General features: G+C 40.7%; 10 protein-coding genes and 1 pseudogene. 5 read left to right on the top strand and 6 right to left on the bottom strand.

All coding sequences use genetic code 11. The features are described from left to right. Positions 1-163 precede the first annotated feature (163 nt). Positions 164-670, top strand: a complete 507-nt coding sequence (locus NSTCB13_RS00775) for a hypothetical protein (RefSeq protein ID WP_448271077.1) — start codon at positions 164-166, stop codon at positions 668-670. Positions 671-859: 189 nt separating this feature from the next. Here NSTCB13_RS00775 and NSTCB13_RS00770 read toward each other — a convergent pair. The 3 genes and pseudogenes from NSTCB13_RS00770 to NSTCB13_RS00760 form a co-directional block, all read right to left on the bottom strand. After that, positions 860-2,601: pseudogene (locus tag NSTCB13_RS00770) on the bottom strand (ATP-binding protein). 279 nt (positions 2,602-2,880) lie between these two features. Further along, positions 2,881-3,354, bottom strand: a complete 474-nt coding sequence (locus tag NSTCB13_RS00765; protein ID WP_448271075.1) for a response regulator — start codon at positions 3,352-3,354, stop codon at positions 2,881-2,883. 52 nt (positions 3,355-3,406) lie between these two features. Further along, positions 3,407-5,758, bottom strand: a complete 2,352-nt coding sequence (locus NSTCB13_RS00760; protein WP_448271073.1) for an ATP-binding protein — start codon at positions 5,756-5,758, stop codon at positions 3,407-3,409. A gap of 315 nt (positions 5,759-6,073) precedes the next feature. On the opposite strand from NSTCB13_RS00760, the gene NSTCB13_RS00755 reads away from it, so the two are divergent. Next, entirely contained in the window at positions 6,074-6,316 is a 243-nt protein-coding gene (locus NSTCB13_RS00755) for an AbrB/MazE/SpoVT family DNA-binding domain-containing protein (protein ID WP_448271072.1), read from the top strand. After that, complete coding sequence (locus NSTCB13_RS00750; protein WP_448271070.1) at positions 6,310-6,753, top strand: type II toxin-antitoxin system PemK/MazF family toxin; 444 nt, start codon at positions 6,310-6,312, stop codon at positions 6,751-6,753. The genes NSTCB13_RS00755 and NSTCB13_RS00750 overlap by 7 nt, the downstream gene beginning before the upstream one ends. 46 nt (positions 6,754-6,799) lie before the next feature. Here the strand turns inward: NSTCB13_RS00750 and NSTCB13_RS00745 are convergent, their stop codons facing one another. Both NSTCB13_RS00745 and NSTCB13_RS00740 read right to left on the bottom strand, forming a co-directional pair. Beyond that, positions 6,800-8,575: an alpha/beta hydrolase gene (locus NSTCB13_RS00745; protein ID WP_448271068.1), complete on the bottom strand. Its 1,776-nt coding sequence runs from the start codon at positions 8,573-8,575 to the stop codon at positions 6,800-6,802. A gap of 507 nt (positions 8,576-9,082) precedes the next feature. Further along, complete coding sequence (locus NSTCB13_RS00740) at positions 9,083-10,006, bottom strand: DMT family transporter (protein ID WP_448271065.1); 924 nt, start codon at positions 10,004-10,006, stop codon at positions 9,083-9,085. A 368-nt stretch (positions 10,007-10,374) separates the two neighbouring features. On the opposite strand from NSTCB13_RS00740, the gene NSTCB13_RS00735 reads away from it, so the two are divergent. Together NSTCB13_RS00735 and NSTCB13_RS00730 are read left to right on the top strand one after the other, a co-directional pair. After that, positions 10,375-11,943, top strand: coding sequence for a cytochrome c peroxidase (locus NSTCB13_RS00735; RefSeq protein ID WP_448271063.1), 1,569 nt, complete (start codon positions 10,375-10,377; stop codon positions 11,941-11,943). Continuing rightward, the gene (locus NSTCB13_RS00730; RefSeq protein ID WP_448271061.1) at positions 11,900-12,454 is read left to right on the top strand and encodes a hypothetical protein; all 555 of its coding nucleotides are present in this window, start codon (positions 11,900-11,902) and stop codon (positions 12,452-12,454) included. Before NSTCB13_RS00735 ends, NSTCB13_RS00730 begins: the two co-directional genes overlap by 44 nt. Before the next feature lie 354 nt (positions 12,455-12,808). On the opposite strand, the gene NSTCB13_RS00725 is transcribed toward NSTCB13_RS00730, so the two are convergent. Further along, on the bottom strand, positions 12,809-14,110 hold the full coding sequence (locus NSTCB13_RS00725; RefSeq protein ID WP_448271059.1) for a serine hydrolase: 1,302 nt from the start codon (positions 14,108-14,110) through the stop codon (positions 12,809-12,811). Positions 14,111-14,633: the final 523 nt, after the last annotated feature.

Raw genomic sequence — 14,633 nt, 5'->3', positions numbered from 1 at the left:
TCCGCAAATATCACGATGTCATTTATAACTTCCAAGACATAAAACTGTAATATTCAAGAAATCTCATAGAAAACTTAATGAAAGTTTTGATTGTCATTCAAAGATTTTATCTGTAGCGCTTTTAGTCAAACAACTATCAATAGGTTTTACGAACATAAATCAAATGAAAAAATCAATCTTCACTACTACATTGTTTTTTTGCTCTATGTTGATTGTAAGTTGTAGTAACTCAGACAATATTGCTTCTCAACAGAATAAAGTTAATTTAGCAAATACTGCAACAGCTACGCAAGTTAATTCTGAATCTATTTCTGTAAATCAAGTAAAACTAGATAACAGCAAAAAAACTATTAAGTCAGCATCAACTGAAAAAACATCTCCTAAAAACAATCAATCCAAAGAAATTAAAAACGATAATCCAAGTTCTGGTACTATCAAAGATATGCAAAACGGAGACTTGAAATGCTACGTTACTGTTGTCGATGAAAATGGCAAAGTATATGAAGGTGTCGGTGCAGTCTTTGAGGTTTGCGAACCAGAGAAATACGTCAACAAAAAAGTAAAAATGTCTTATTCTCTAGAGAACGTCAGTGATTGCCAAAGTTCTGAGCCTTGCGGGAAAACAATCAAAGAATGGTTAATTAGCAAGATAGAAATTCAAGATCGATAATTACAATATGCTTTTTAAAATTATCTAAATCAACGTGAGTTCGATGAACCTCTCCCGGACAACCTCCCTCTCCCACAGGGAAAGGGAGGAGCAACCAGAAATAGGGTTTTGGCTCCCCTCTCCGTGTCGGAGAGGGGTTGGGGGAGAGGTCAAAAAAGGGCTTGTCGAACTCACGTTTTATCAAGTGGATTATGGGGATAATTGACCAGTTGGAGATATTTTCGGTAAGCTAACTGTAACTTTAGTTCCTTGCCCCACTTCACTTGCCAAAGTAATATTGCCACTATGTAACTCGACACAAGCTTTAGCGATCGCTAGCCCTAAGCCTGTACCAGGAATTGTGTCAACGTTACTTCCACGACTGAAGGATTGAAACAAATTTTCTCGATCTACCATCGGGATGCCAATTCCCCAATCTTTGATGTAAAAAATTGCTTCTGATTCTTTGCCGATCAGGTGGAATTCTACAGTACCTCCATCTGGAGAATACTTAATTGCATTGGACATTAAGTTAATAAAAATTTGTTGCAAAAGTCCGCGATCGCCCCAAAATCCATGATGATTACCAGTAATTTTAAAAATCAATTCGTAGCGATCGCTTACTGTTTCTCGCTCTTGTTCTAAAAGGTCAGAAAAAAATTGTAGTAAATCGACTGATATTGGTTGAAACTTGGGTTTTTCCAGTTCAAGTTGGTTAACCAGAAGCATATTATCCACGAGTTTGGACATATACCTTGCTTTCTGTTCAATGATTCCCAAGAACCTCTGTTGTTTGGACTCATCTAGTTGCTGGCTATGTTTTACCAAAGTTGATGCCGCAGCCAGAATTGAAGTTAGCGGCGTTCGATACTCATGGGAAACCGTTGTAATTATTTGGGATTTAAATACATTGAGTTGCTTTTCTTTGGCAAGGGCTGCTTGAGTTTGGGCTAACAATTCCGCCTGTTGAATAGCGATCGCTAACTGTACTGATACTTCATTAAGCATTTCTGCATCATCAGTTTGCCACTGTCGCTCCTCGGAATTATGGTGAGCAATCAATAAACCCCAAAGCTTGGGTGTTGGGTTCCCATTGTTGCTTAGATTAATCGGAACTACCAGATTTGCCTTAGTATTAAATTGCTCTTTTAGGCTGACACAATTACACAAGCCAAGCTCATAGATATAAGGCATTGGCGATTGGGAATTAGGCACAAAAGGCAGAGGGGCACACGGGCACACGGGCACAGGGGAAACTACTGCAACTTCTCCTCTGCTCCCCTGCTCCTCTGCTCCCCTGCTCCCCTGCTCCCCAGTCCCCCAGCGCCAACCCGATCGCACAATGCCACAGTGCTGTATGACTCAACTGAAGAGGCAACTATTTTACCATCTGTATCTGGGGCAAACTGATAAACCATGACGCGAGCGCACTTCAGAAGTTGCTGTACTTCGGCTACAGCCGTATTCAAAATTTGCTCTAGGTTAAGAGACTGGCGAATTCGTAAAGCAGTTGTGGCAATTAGGCGTTGTCTCTCCTGAGTTTTGAGCAGTTGGGCTTGCAAGCACGACTGCTTAATGGCGTTGCGGACTGCTAGTTGCAGCACATCCTGTGTAAGATTTTGCTTGACTAAGTAATCCAAAGCACCTCGTTTCATTACCTGCACAGCGATTTCTTCATCACCGCGCCCTGTCAACATAATCACGGGGACAGAAGTCTTAAATATCTTCTGCTGGATGCGATCGAAAAATTCTAACCCACTCATATCAGGTAGGCAAAAATCCAGCAAAATGACATCGCAGCGTACTTTTTGGCACAAAGCAAGTCCTTCTTCTGCACAGTCTGCCTCTAAAATCTGGTAGGACTGGTGCGGATCTTTCAAAAGATATCGACGATAGATTTTCCGATCTGCGGCACAATCATCGATGATAAGTAGCGTCCATGTGTCCAACATAAGGTTATGAGGATCAGGGAGCTATATAGATCCCTTTTATCCAGATTGTGTTTTCTTGCATAATTCTAAAAATAATATAAAATAAGTGTAAATAAAATCTAAATTCTTTAGTAATCCTAAAGAAATACCAAATAGTCAAAAACAGTAAAATAGGGAAAAGGAATCTAACACAGACAAACAGACACAGCGACTCAAAGAGGAAGATGTCTCTGTGTCCTCTGAGCCGTCTCCTTTATTATCGGTTTTTCCCTACTGCTAAATCAACAAAAAATAAATAAATTAATCCAACACAGGCGGTGTATTAGCTTCAAGCCAGTAGTCTACAAATGCCTGGATCGTCTTTTTTAGTTCCTGAGCATCCATCGGTTTTACCAGATATCCATTTGCGCCTCTTTGGTAGCACAATTCAATATCTTTGGGGTTAGATGATGTGGTAAAAACAACGATGGGGATTCCCTTAAAACTCTTATCTTGCTTGAGCCGATCTAAAATGTCACGCCCATCAATCCCTGGCAAATTGAGATCGAGCAAGATTACAGAGGGTCGTAATGCTACTTTTGAGTTGGGTAAGTCTTCGTCCTTAGCGTAGGAATCGTTTCCCTGTTGATAAAGGAACTCTAAAACCTCATCCCCATTCGTACAACGGTGTATGGGGTTCTGGACGGACATACGCCGCATCAGACGTTGCAGCATCCGAAAATCTTCATTGCTGTCCTCAACAACGAGCAGCGGTTCATGAAGTTTTTTTGTCATTCTTGGTCTTAAAAGAGCTTAACAAAAATATATATTTAGTCATTATCTTAAACTATTCCAGCGTAAAATAAAAAATTGAGCCAACGCCTACGGTAGATTCAACCCAAATGTGACCGTTATGAAGCTCAACAATCTTCTTAACAATAGCTAGTCCTGCACCTGCTCCTCCACCGTACTTTTGCTGGGAATGGAGCCGCTTAAATAATCTAAAGATAGTTTCTAGGTGATGCTGTGGAACTCCAATGCCGTTATCTCGGACATAAAATATTGGGCATGGGGCATGGGAAAGAGGCAGAGGGGCAGGGTGCGGGGGGCAGAGGGGAAAACTCTCCTCCCTTGCTCCCTGCTCCCTGCTTTCTTGCTTCTTCCCTTGCTCCCCTGTTTCTTCTTGAGAAAAGTAGCCAATCTCAACCCATTGCTCTGTCTTATCGTTATATTTGAACGCATTACCAAGCAGATTACTGAAGACTTCATTAACCAGGACTCGATCGCACAAAACTGTTGGTAAAGGCCGAGGAATGCGAATATCCACAAGCCCAGAGTCTTGGCGACTAGCACGAAAAATGTCAATTACTTGGTTGAGTAATTCGTTGAGGTCAGTTGCTTGCAAGCGCAGTTGGGCTTGTCCTAACTGCGATAACCGCAGCAGAGCATTAATCAGAGTTTCCATGCGTACAGACAAGGATACTACCGTTTGCAAGCACTCAATTCCATCATCATCTAATACTTGGGCATAGTCTTCTAACAGCACTGTTGAAAAGTTATAAATGCCTCGCAAAGGTTCCTTGAGGTCGTGGGAAGCGGCGTAGGCAAAGGATGCTAGTTCTTGGTTGCTGCGCTCTAACTCCAGATTGATTTTAGCTAATTCATCTGCTTTTGAGAGTACAATACCAACGATCGCATTATTCAAAGCGATCGCACTGTCAAGTTCGCAAGGTTTCCAAGGTAGAGAAGTTAATCTAACCGTTTCTTGCCATTGTTCAAAGGATTTACGGGGAGACAGGGTATAGCTACCGTCTGCCTGTGCTTGCATGGATTCTTGTGGATTTCCTGCCCAGTGTACCGTTTGAAGAACTTCAGGGCGAAACCAAAGGATATAATAGCGCCGAATTTTAGAAATCCGCAGTAGCAACAAGCCACTAGCAGTATCTTTAAATACTAGTGCCTCTTGGTAAAGCTTCGGCAGAGAATCAGTAGCAAACAGATTGTCACTAACTTGGGTATTCGCCCATTCAATCAGTGCCCGAACTTCATCAATATTTGGTGTTGTCCCCACAAGGGTAATTTCATTATCCAGACAAACCGCAGCTCCAGAAGCACTAACAAGATCGAGCAAGCGAATTTCCGGTTTAATTAAGGCATCGATAAAATTGTCTGCTTGGGAAATAGACTCAAGGAACTCAGACTGTAGCGATTTGAGTTTTACTTTATAATCCCATTCCGAGTTACTAATTTTGTGTGCTAATTCTGAAGATGCAATCTGTCCCAAAAATTCGCACATCTTGCGGACTTCGTAAGAAATATACTTTGGTGTTTGATGGTGACAGGATATTAATCCCCAAAGCTTTTGCTCTTGAATAATTGAAATCACCAAAAGAGCCTTCACCCCCATATTTTGATGATATTCAGTACAACACCAATCAAAACTCCGCAGCAGACAGTAGCTTAAATCAAGATGCTGATGTGTTGTCGGATTTTCCGTTGGAACTAGTTTGACAGGTTCGGCAGTCAAATCGGGGAGAAATCTCAGAAAACAGCGCGTGTATAACTCCCTAGCCTGCGCTGGAATATCTGTAGCGGGATAGTGGAGTCCTAAATAAGGTGATAAATCTTCCCGTTTAACTTCTGCAACCACAGAACCCGCTTCTGACTCGTCAAATTGATAGACCATCACTCGATCGAAACCGATGATTTTTTGGACTTCTTGTGCTACTAAATGCAAAAATTCTCCCAAATTGGATGTCCTTTGCATTTTAGCGATCGCTTCACTCGCAAAACTATGAAAGTTTAAGAAACTCATCTCAAATTCCGAGTCAGTTGGTTCTAGCTCCAGAATCACAGCTTCTTCTGTACGATGAGCAATCGCATCAAAGTATATTTCCCCATGCAAAGTATTTATTAATACTTTAAAAACATTAGCGCTGCCAACCTTTTTGACTAAGCACTGCTTGACAATTTCCACTGGCTGAGGTTCAAGTAAATAGCTCAAAGGTTTACCGAGCAAATCTTCTGGAGCTTTGTACAAATAAACTTGGGTATTGTTGCTAACTTGCAGTATCTCTAATTGAGTACTGAGTGCCAGGAGAATGCCATGAGGTTGAATAGAGCCAGGTATGTGAATAGGTTTGCGATCGTGGTTAGTCAGGGCAGTAGCTTGGGCTGTAGTATATTCCGGCTGGCTCATAACTTAACTTATGTAAAGCTAGTTTTAAAATAGCGCAATTAAATGTCATATTTCTTTAAAGTATATGCTGATAAGTATGAATGCGATCGCATATATCTGTGCTGCTTATGGTTTTTACACTAATTAAGGTAAGTGCAAATAACTAGAAGATGGTGTAGTGGCGTGGCAAGGCTTCCATAACATAGCGAAAATACAAATTAATTATGGTATATTCAAAGTAGATACGTAAAAGAGTCCAAAATAGGTGCGTCAAGCTCCGAAAGTTTTATGTTTGGGTGTGAAATTTTTTAAGAAAGCATTTATTTGGAGGTAGTTATGACTACAGTTGTTACGAAGTGGGGAAACAGTCTAGCTATTCGACTTCCGAAAGCTTTGGCTGAACAAGTTAATGTCAAAGAGGGGACAGATGTAACTTTCAGCATTTCAGGCAATAGTATTGTGATCACGCCGCAGCAGCGAAAAAAATATACCCTTGATGAATTATTGGAAGGTATGACTCCAGATAATTTCCATTCTGAAATTGATACTGGATCTGCTGTGGGGAATGAAGTTTGGTAGTTAAAGCATACATTCCAGATAGAGGTGATATTGTCAAGTTAGATTGCGGAACTACAAAGCAAATTACGGCTGATTCGATCCGACGTGTATTAGCCCTGAGAACATCAGGAATGTCATTTGAAGATATTGCTGAAACCCTTAATGCTGAATTAAAACCTCAAGGGCGTGAGCAGATGGGCTATCATCCTTTTTTAGTTATGTCGCCGTTAAAATACAATCGAATGGCTTCTATAGTTCTAATTTGTCCAATTACTAATCAAAAAAAAGGTCTTAACTTTGAGGTTCCGCTTCCTGACGGAATGATAACCAGTGGCGTGGTGCTAGCCGATCGGATCAAATCACTAGACTGGAAAGTTAGAAAGGTTTTGTTTGTAGAGAAAGTTGAACAAAAGTTAATTGAAGAAGTGCAAGCAAGAATTGAACCTCTAATTTTATAAAGGTGCAAATAAATTTTCCAGATGTAATTAATTACGTCTGTACAAATCAAATAAAAATCATTACATGCAGTAATGCAACACCAATATCCAACATCCAAAATCCGAAGCTGACTATGGTGTTGGGAACTTTTTTGTTAACGAGTTTGGCTCCTTTGATATCTAATAATTGTGCTAATTCAGTTGTATTCAATGACTTAACGAGACTCAAGCCAAGAGGCTTACTAGAAATGCTTTGAGTGTAAGCGGCGTTTAGGTAGGGTGTGTATTGCGGCTTGCCTGCAATGTATGTTTGGAAGAAAGGTAAACTCAAAACATTTATGTAACGACGCGCTTGAGAAGCATCACCAATCATATCGGCAGGTAATGCTACTTGTTGATTTGCAGGGTTTGCATTGCCAATGGTGGAAAAGTGTGTGCCACCTACAAGCATGACGAGATACTTTTGGGAATTTGTCAACCAGGAGAAAGGTAAAATTTGCTCGGATAAAGCTGGTGCAACTGTATCATCACTACTGCTGACAATCATCACTGGAGTTTTAATTTGACTTAAGCCAGCTTTGCCGAAAATCGAACTCGTAATGGGATTAACTGCGATCGCAGCTTTGACTCTTTCATCCCGCAGGTTATAATCTTTGCCAAACTTGCTAATGCTCAATTCTAAAGCGCGACACTGGAGCAGTAAAGACATATTCCAGGTATTTTGGAGTGCTGCTGGTTGACAGTCTTGTTTTAGCTGCTCAAAGTTAATTTTAGCGCCTGCCAGGGCTAAGGCTGTATAGCCTCCCAAAGATTGACCAAATACTCCGACTTGTTGCAGATTTAGGCGACCTTTAAACCGTGAATCAGATTGATTATCTTTTTGCAATTGATTCAGTATATATGTTATGTCCAAAGGTCGGTCTTGAAATTCGCTTGGTTCTGCTACTTCAATAGCGCGTCCTTTTAACAGAGAATGCAATTGTTTCGCATCACTACCAGGGTGATTGGGAACAACGACGGCAAATCCGTAAGAAGCTAGATGAGTGGCTAAATATTGAAAATTACTGCTGTCTAAACCCAAGCCGTGAGAAATGACAATTACCGGTGCAGGATTCTGGACATTGGGAATGTAAACATCAGTCAATAAAAGCCGATTGCGGGTTGAGTCGAAAAAATTCAAGGTGTATTTTTGCGACTTAAATTTTCCCGGAACCTTTAAATCGGGCAATTGCGAAAAATTTGGTGGAGAAATGCTCTCAGCTTCTATTTTAGACTTTTGGGAAACAGCTGCGATCGCTTGATGAGTTTGGTTAACAAGTTTCTCCAATTGTGTAGCTATTTCAAAAGTCTCGGCGACATCAAGGCGAATGCTGCTGCTGGGATATTTACGCAACACATTTAAAAGTGTCAAGCCTCCCGATTCTCCAGAGGCTAAAATTAGCGCCGAACGCAAAGTACCAAATCCTGGTTCTGGCTGATTGGTTTTAATCACTTGCGCCAATCGATGCAGTAAAAATTCTCCTTGGGGTGTGTAGAGAAGTTGCGAAACTACTACTGGACTAACTTTCACGCGATTAAGTAAAATCCGCCGCAATTCTTGAAGCTGTTCTAAAGGCAGATATCGCTGATAAGCTGCTAAGTCTTCGTTAATTACACCTGTTTTGGCGTAGTTCTCTAAAGTCCTGACTGAAATGGAAAGTTCTAAAGCTGAATAAGATGCATAAATCCGCTCTGCTGCCAAGACAGAATTACTAATTCCAAACGTTGGCAACACCATTGAAAGAACCAGCAATAAAGAATTTTTTCTGAGGGTGCTGGCCCAATTACCAAACAAACTATTCATCGCTCAACTGTTTCGGTGGTCTGGTTTTATCAGGTGTTGGCTTTGGTAGTTATTCGGGCGCCCTGCTTGGTTTACTTAAAGTTATTAGCCTCAATTTTATCAAAACAGAATTTAGGAGTCAGTAGTTATAATTGACGATGAATTATGTATGACTTGCGAATGTAGCTGGCTGAAAATAATGGGTATAAATGGGTTTAAATTTTCCACCAAATTTGAGATTTAGTAGTCAAAAAAAGTAGTGATTCCCAATGCCCTAGTAATTTCTTCTGACTCCTGAATTATGATTTCTGAATTCTTTTGCAAGGATATTTCGGCTATAAAGTCAACAATCAAATCCTACAAAGTCACGCAGATGGGTAAAGTATCCGACTGACTTCAGTAGTTTGCCTTCACTATTAAATCATAACAAATAAAAAATAGTTTGCCTCAGTATTTATGTTGTAGCTTTGAATATTGCACAAATTTACTAGATGAAAAAGCCAGTAAAAATCCTGAAAAACATGGCATTTAATCAGCTTTTCCCAAGGCGATCGCTACTGAACCTATAACTACTAAACCCGCTCCAAATATTGCTATGAGGGTGAAGTGTTCTGGTGGTGTCCAATCAGGTGCAATAACTGATACAATCGCTACTGCTATTAATGTCACAATGGGAGCTAAAGCTAATACTGCACTTACTCGTGATGCTTCCCAATGTTGTAATGATTCAGAAAAAGCACTGTAGGCGATTAAGGTATTCAAGGCACAAAAAATCAACATTCCTAAATGGAAAGGATCGAGTATAAAAAGTGATTTAACTTTTGCTAGAGGAGTGAATAATAAAGTACAACCTCCATAAATAACCAACATGATGCTAGTGGAAGATAAAGATTGTAATAACTGCTTTTGCGCCAAAGCATAAATAGCCCAAGCTGTCGATCCTAGCGCAATTAAAACACTACCTAGTATATATGTGCCATGTGCTGTAATTAAATTCGTTAGTTGTTCGCGAAAAAATAAAAGATAACCACAAATCATGACACTAACGCCAATCCATTGAGACAGCCGATAACGTTCTTTAAAAATTACTAACCCTCCAAAACCTAATAAAAGGCTAGATAATTGAATGAGAACTTCAGCGTTAGCAGGCGATGTTAATGCTAAACCTTGGATAAACGAAAAGTAATTAATCCCTAAAAATATTGTCGCGATCGCTAATAATTTTCCAGAAGCAGAGCGCAATTGTTCTAATTTTGGTAATTTGCCGCGTATCCCTAAATACACAGCAAGCAGTACAAATGATACCAAAAAGCGAAACCAAATTACGGTATAGACATCAAGTACTTGTAGAATTACTGCAAGAGCAATAGGTAAAATTCCCCACAAGAAGACTGTCAATAGCGATAACATTAGTCCTAAGCGCCACCGACCAGAACTTTGATGTATTAACATTAAAATATCCCAAAAATAAGACTGATAAGTAAGTTATATCTAATTTAAATATCTAAACATTTTATCAAACTCTTATCGATAAAATATATTAATAGTTTAGTTAATCCAAATTCAATATAGAATAACCAATTTTTTCAACTCAATTTATAATTCGTAGTCCGAAGAGGGTGTTTTTTTTGTATTCACGTAAAATTCGTAATTTGCACGTTCATTTTACATGAATATTAAATTTCAAACTTCCTCAAAAATGTATACTTTATCTTGGTGTTACTTTAGAAAAAACTATGGGGATTATACCCATAATCAGCTTAGTAATCTTCACCACCGCTTTATCATGTTACTTATTGCTGACCTCAAGAGGTCGATTTTTGCTCAAATCTTTGGTGACAAAAATAAAGCGGCAAGAGTGGAAATTCAGATATGGCAAAGCTAATTACTTAAGATCGAGATTTTTAAGGACTGTAACAATTGCTGCCATTATTCTGGTAGCAGTAGTAGCCGGAAATACTGTATCAGCAGTTACAGGCCCGTCTCCAGTTTCTCTCAAGAGTGTATCGGTTCCAGAACCTGACAATCTTGGAGACTTCGTAAAAGACAAAACGGCTGCAATCAAATTAGGAAAGACTCTTTTTTGGGATATGCAGATTGGGAGTGATGGAAAGACCTCCTGTGCTAGTTGTCACTTCCATGCTGGAGCTGACAATAGATCCAAAAATCAGATTGCTCCTGGGCTTTTGCGGGTCAACGCCGATGGTACAGAGAATCCAGATTCAGTTTTTAATGTCGGCGGACTACCAAACTATCAGCTTAAACCAGAAGATTTCCCCTTCCACAAGCTGTCAAACCCAAACGATCCTAAGACTGTTGTATCTGACCGTAACGATGTCAGTTCTTCTCAGGGGATCTTCAATACGAAGTTTGTGGATGTCACACCTGGGAATGCAGAAGACAAAGTTACCACTGAGCCAGATCCGGTGTTTAACGTAAAAGGTATCAATGTGCGGCGCGTCGAGCCGCGTAACACGCCAAGCGTGATTAATGCCGCATTCAACTTTCGCAACTTTTGGGATGGAAGGGCACAAGATATCTTTAATGGGGTGAACCCCTTCGGTTTAAGAGATCCTAACGCCGCTGTCGTCAAGGCTATAAACCCAATTAGGGCAGAATTTGTGAAAGTCAGCCTCAATAACTCGTCTTTGGCATCTCAAGCTGTCGGGCCGCCACTCAGTTCTTTTGAGTCATCCGCAGATGGTCGCACTTTTCAAGAAATTGGTGATAAGTTCGGGAGTGATAAGTTGGGGCTAATTGACAGAATATCTTTCACCGCTGGTAAGGGTAAAAAGCTCCCCCGAAAACTTGCGAAAAAGTTATTACCTCTTAGACCGCTAGCTAAACAGATTGTGCATCCACAAGACAGCGTTTTAGGTAAAGATAGTAGATCGCCTAAGCCTGGACTTAAAGATAAAACATACGAGCAGATGATTCAAGATGCCTTCAAGCCGGAGTGGTGGAATTCTACTCGCCTCATCCAAGTTGACTCTGACGGTAAACGGACTATTGTCAAGAGGCCCGATCGCTCTTTGACGACTAATGAGTATACATTGCTAGAGTACAACTTCTCGCTATTCTTTGGGCTGGCAATTCAGTTGTACGAGTCTACGCTCATTTCCTATGATACGCCCTACGATCGCTACTTGGAAGGAAACACCAGCGCCCTAACCGCGCAGCAGCAACGAGGGAAAGGACTGTTTGAGGGCAAAGCTTTGTGTATTGCTTGCCACAGTGGAGTAGAATTAACAGCTGCTTCAGTCAGCAACGTGGCTAAAGAAGGACGAATCAAACGTGCGCCGTTCGCGCCAAACTCCCCAGAAGACACTGGTTTCTTCAATATCGGTGTCAGACCCAGCCACAGACGACCCCGGTTTGGGTGGTTATGACGGTTTACAGAGTAAAGGTCAACGTAATCCGCTTTCAGAGGCACGATTGGCTCAGTTGGGTAAATTTAAGGATCTCCTTGGCGAAAACCCCCCAACCCTTAATCCACCGTTGAATTCCACTGAGCCTGTGTTTGCAAATGGAGCTTTCAAAGCACCTGGACTTCGCAATGTGGAACTAACTGCTCCCTACTTCCACAATGGAGGTCAGGCGACTCTAGAGCAAGTGATTGATTTTTACAATCGTGGTGGTGATTATGGAGTACTTCCACCGCTAAATCTGTCACCAGTAGAAAAACAAGAATTAGTCGCCTTTTTAAAAGCGTTGACTGATGACCGAGTTCGGTTTGATAAAGCGCCCTTTGACCATCCACAATTGTTTATCCCTAATGGACATGTGGGTAACACTAATTACGTTGTCAATGACGGCACTGGTAAAGCTACAGATGACACAGTGGAAATTCCTGCTGTTGGTAGGAGTGGTAATGGTGGTACACCAAATTTCCTAAGTTAATCTCATTTCACGACGAAATACCTGAATACAGATAAATATCTAGGGACGTACAGATGCACGTCCCTATTTTTACGATTTAGTGCAATTGCGAAGTTCGTAGTGAGGGCTAAAGCCCTCAAACCAAGGACTAAAGTCTTTACTACAAACTTATTCACCCTACTCAATACTCAGCACTCAGCACTCAGCACTCAGCACTCAGCACTCAGCACTCAGCACTCAGCACTCAATACTCAGCACTCAGCACTCAATACTCAGCACTCAATACTCAATACTCAGCACTCAGCACTCAGCACTCAGCACTCAGCACTCAGCACTCTTCATTGATGTGGTGGACTAGTAATTACGATCGCTTGACTAACGAGTGGGCTCGCCAAGTATTGGTTGTATATTGCTAACTTTGGTATTGTCTAGGTAATTATAGACTCTTCTGGAAACTTCACGAACAAAATCGCCGGCTCTTGAATCGTAGTTTGGTCTTTGCACCAAAACACCTGCTAAATAGCTTTTGCCGTTGGGCATTTGAATAATACCCGCATCACCAATGATAAATCTCAATGTACCAGTTTTGTGGGCAATGGTAGCTCCTTGGCCGATACCGGCTGGTAGTAAACTATTGGTTTTCACATGGCGCATAATGCCTAAAACTCGATCGCGGCTAGTTGGGGATAACAAACGATTATTAGAAACTAACGCCGCCAATCTGACCAAATCTTTGGAACTAGTTGTATTTGTGCCACCGATGTCTGGAAGTAGATTCCGAAGTGCTGTATTTTGCAATCCCCAGCTACGAAAACGTTGACTAACTTTTGCGGCACCACCCAAGCGATCGAGAATTAAATTGGTGGCGGTATTATCGCTGATTGTCATCATCAAGGTAGCAGTTTCCAGGACACTAAATTTAGTGCCAATGGGTTTGTATTGCATAATTCCAGATTCGCCAACCTTTAAATCGCGCCGCATCACTAATTTATCGGTAAGTTTAATTCTACCTGCATCTATTTCTTGGAAAAGAGCCACTAATAAGGGAAATTTGATTGTACTGGCAGCAGCAAATCTTTTTTCGCCATTAATATCTATATAGTTTCCTGTATCTAAATCCAAGAAAAATATTCCCGGATTTAAGGTTTTATAACTTGCTAACAAACTGCGAATCTGAGAAGTAATACCAACCATTTCTTGACCAAGATTCACAACTCCAGCAAATGTCGATGCATCTGTGGATTTGATGGCAATATCTTCTCGATTTTCCCCAACAATGGGATTACTTTGGCGGTTAAATGAATTGAATTTGAAAATCCAATGAGAACGGGAATCTCCTTTAACTGATATATTTTGGGGAGTAACATCATAACCAGGAGCTAACTCAACGACAAAACGAGTAGTTTGAGAGTCTGGTTTGCCGAGGCGAATTTCTTTCACCGCCTTCCCAAAACTTTGTTTGACGGTATCGGAATTAAAATTAGTTCCGGGTAAGTCAATCACTAATCGATTCGGATTATCTAATAAAAAGGCTTTTGGTTCTATTCCCGAAGTGGTAGTTAAGTCTAATTGGTTTTGGCTAGAATCATAGTACCAAGACTGTAATTGTGAAGCTTTAGCTTGTCCTGCAACTAGAACCAAACTGCTTAAACCAATCGCCAGTAGATGTGATTTCATGTTGTGAATGTGGGTGTGCAAGTTAGGAGAAACTAATCAGGTTTACTTAGATTGTTTTCTGATGACTGTGCTGAACTTCCGGAGAAAAAGTCATAAATCCCGTTGAGTTATTTTTACCAGATGATATTTGGGATTAGATAAGCACGATAAATCATCATTACTTATTAAAAGTAAATCGCTGATAGTTTTATTTGTGTGTGAGTTGATAACAACAGAAATTGTTAATCTAGCGCAAGGACGAGCAAAGGATTAATTATGTTTCCAGCTTAAGGATTATCAATAAATAAATTACTACTACTTGTTTATGGGTATGTGGACAGAGGTGTTGCCCTGCTCCCCTAACGCCTGCTCCCCTCTAATCTACTGTGTAAACACAAGTCGAAGTAAACTATTAAGAGAAGGGACTTGAAGGGGCAAATGAGAGTATGAAATCCAATAAGAATTCATGCTCAACTGTGGTTCGGAAAAGCATTCGGCGACCCAAGGTTGATAAAAAGGGGGCAGCGTTGTACCAAGCAATGCG

This window comes from Nostoc sp. DSM 114160, assembly GCF_053470305.1.
Note: the sequence above shows the minus strand (reverse complement) of the source record. Positions and strands in the feature narration are given on the sequence as shown.

Bases quoted from the DNA above. Each gene is read 5' to 3' on its own strand.
- NSTCB13_RS00775 (WP_448271077.1), top strand. From the start codon at position 164: ATGAAAAAATCAATCTTCACTACTACATTGTTTTTTTGCTCTATGTTG.
- NSTCB13_RS00765 (WP_448271075.1), bottom strand. From the start codon at position 3,354: ATGACAAAAAAACTTCATGAACCGCTGCTCGTTGTTGAGGACAGCAAT.
- NSTCB13_RS00760 (WP_448271073.1), bottom strand. From the start codon at position 5,758: ATGAGCCAGCCGGAATATACTACAGCCCAAGCTACTGCCCTGACTAAC.
- NSTCB13_RS00755 (WP_448271072.1), top strand. From the start codon at position 6,074: ATGACTACAGTTGTTACGAAGTGGGGAAACAGTCTAGCTATTCGACTT.
- NSTCB13_RS00745 (WP_448271068.1), bottom strand. From the start codon at position 8,575: ATGAATAGTTTGTTTGGTAATTGGGCCAGCACCCTCAGAAAAAATTCT.
- NSTCB13_RS00740 (WP_448271065.1), bottom strand. From the start codon at position 10,006: ATGTTAATACATCAAAGTTCTGGTCGGTGGCGCTTAGGACTAATGTTA.
- NSTCB13_RS00725 (WP_448271059.1), bottom strand. From the start codon at position 14,110: ATGAAATCACATCTACTGGCGATTGGTTTAAGCAGTTTGGTTCTAGTT.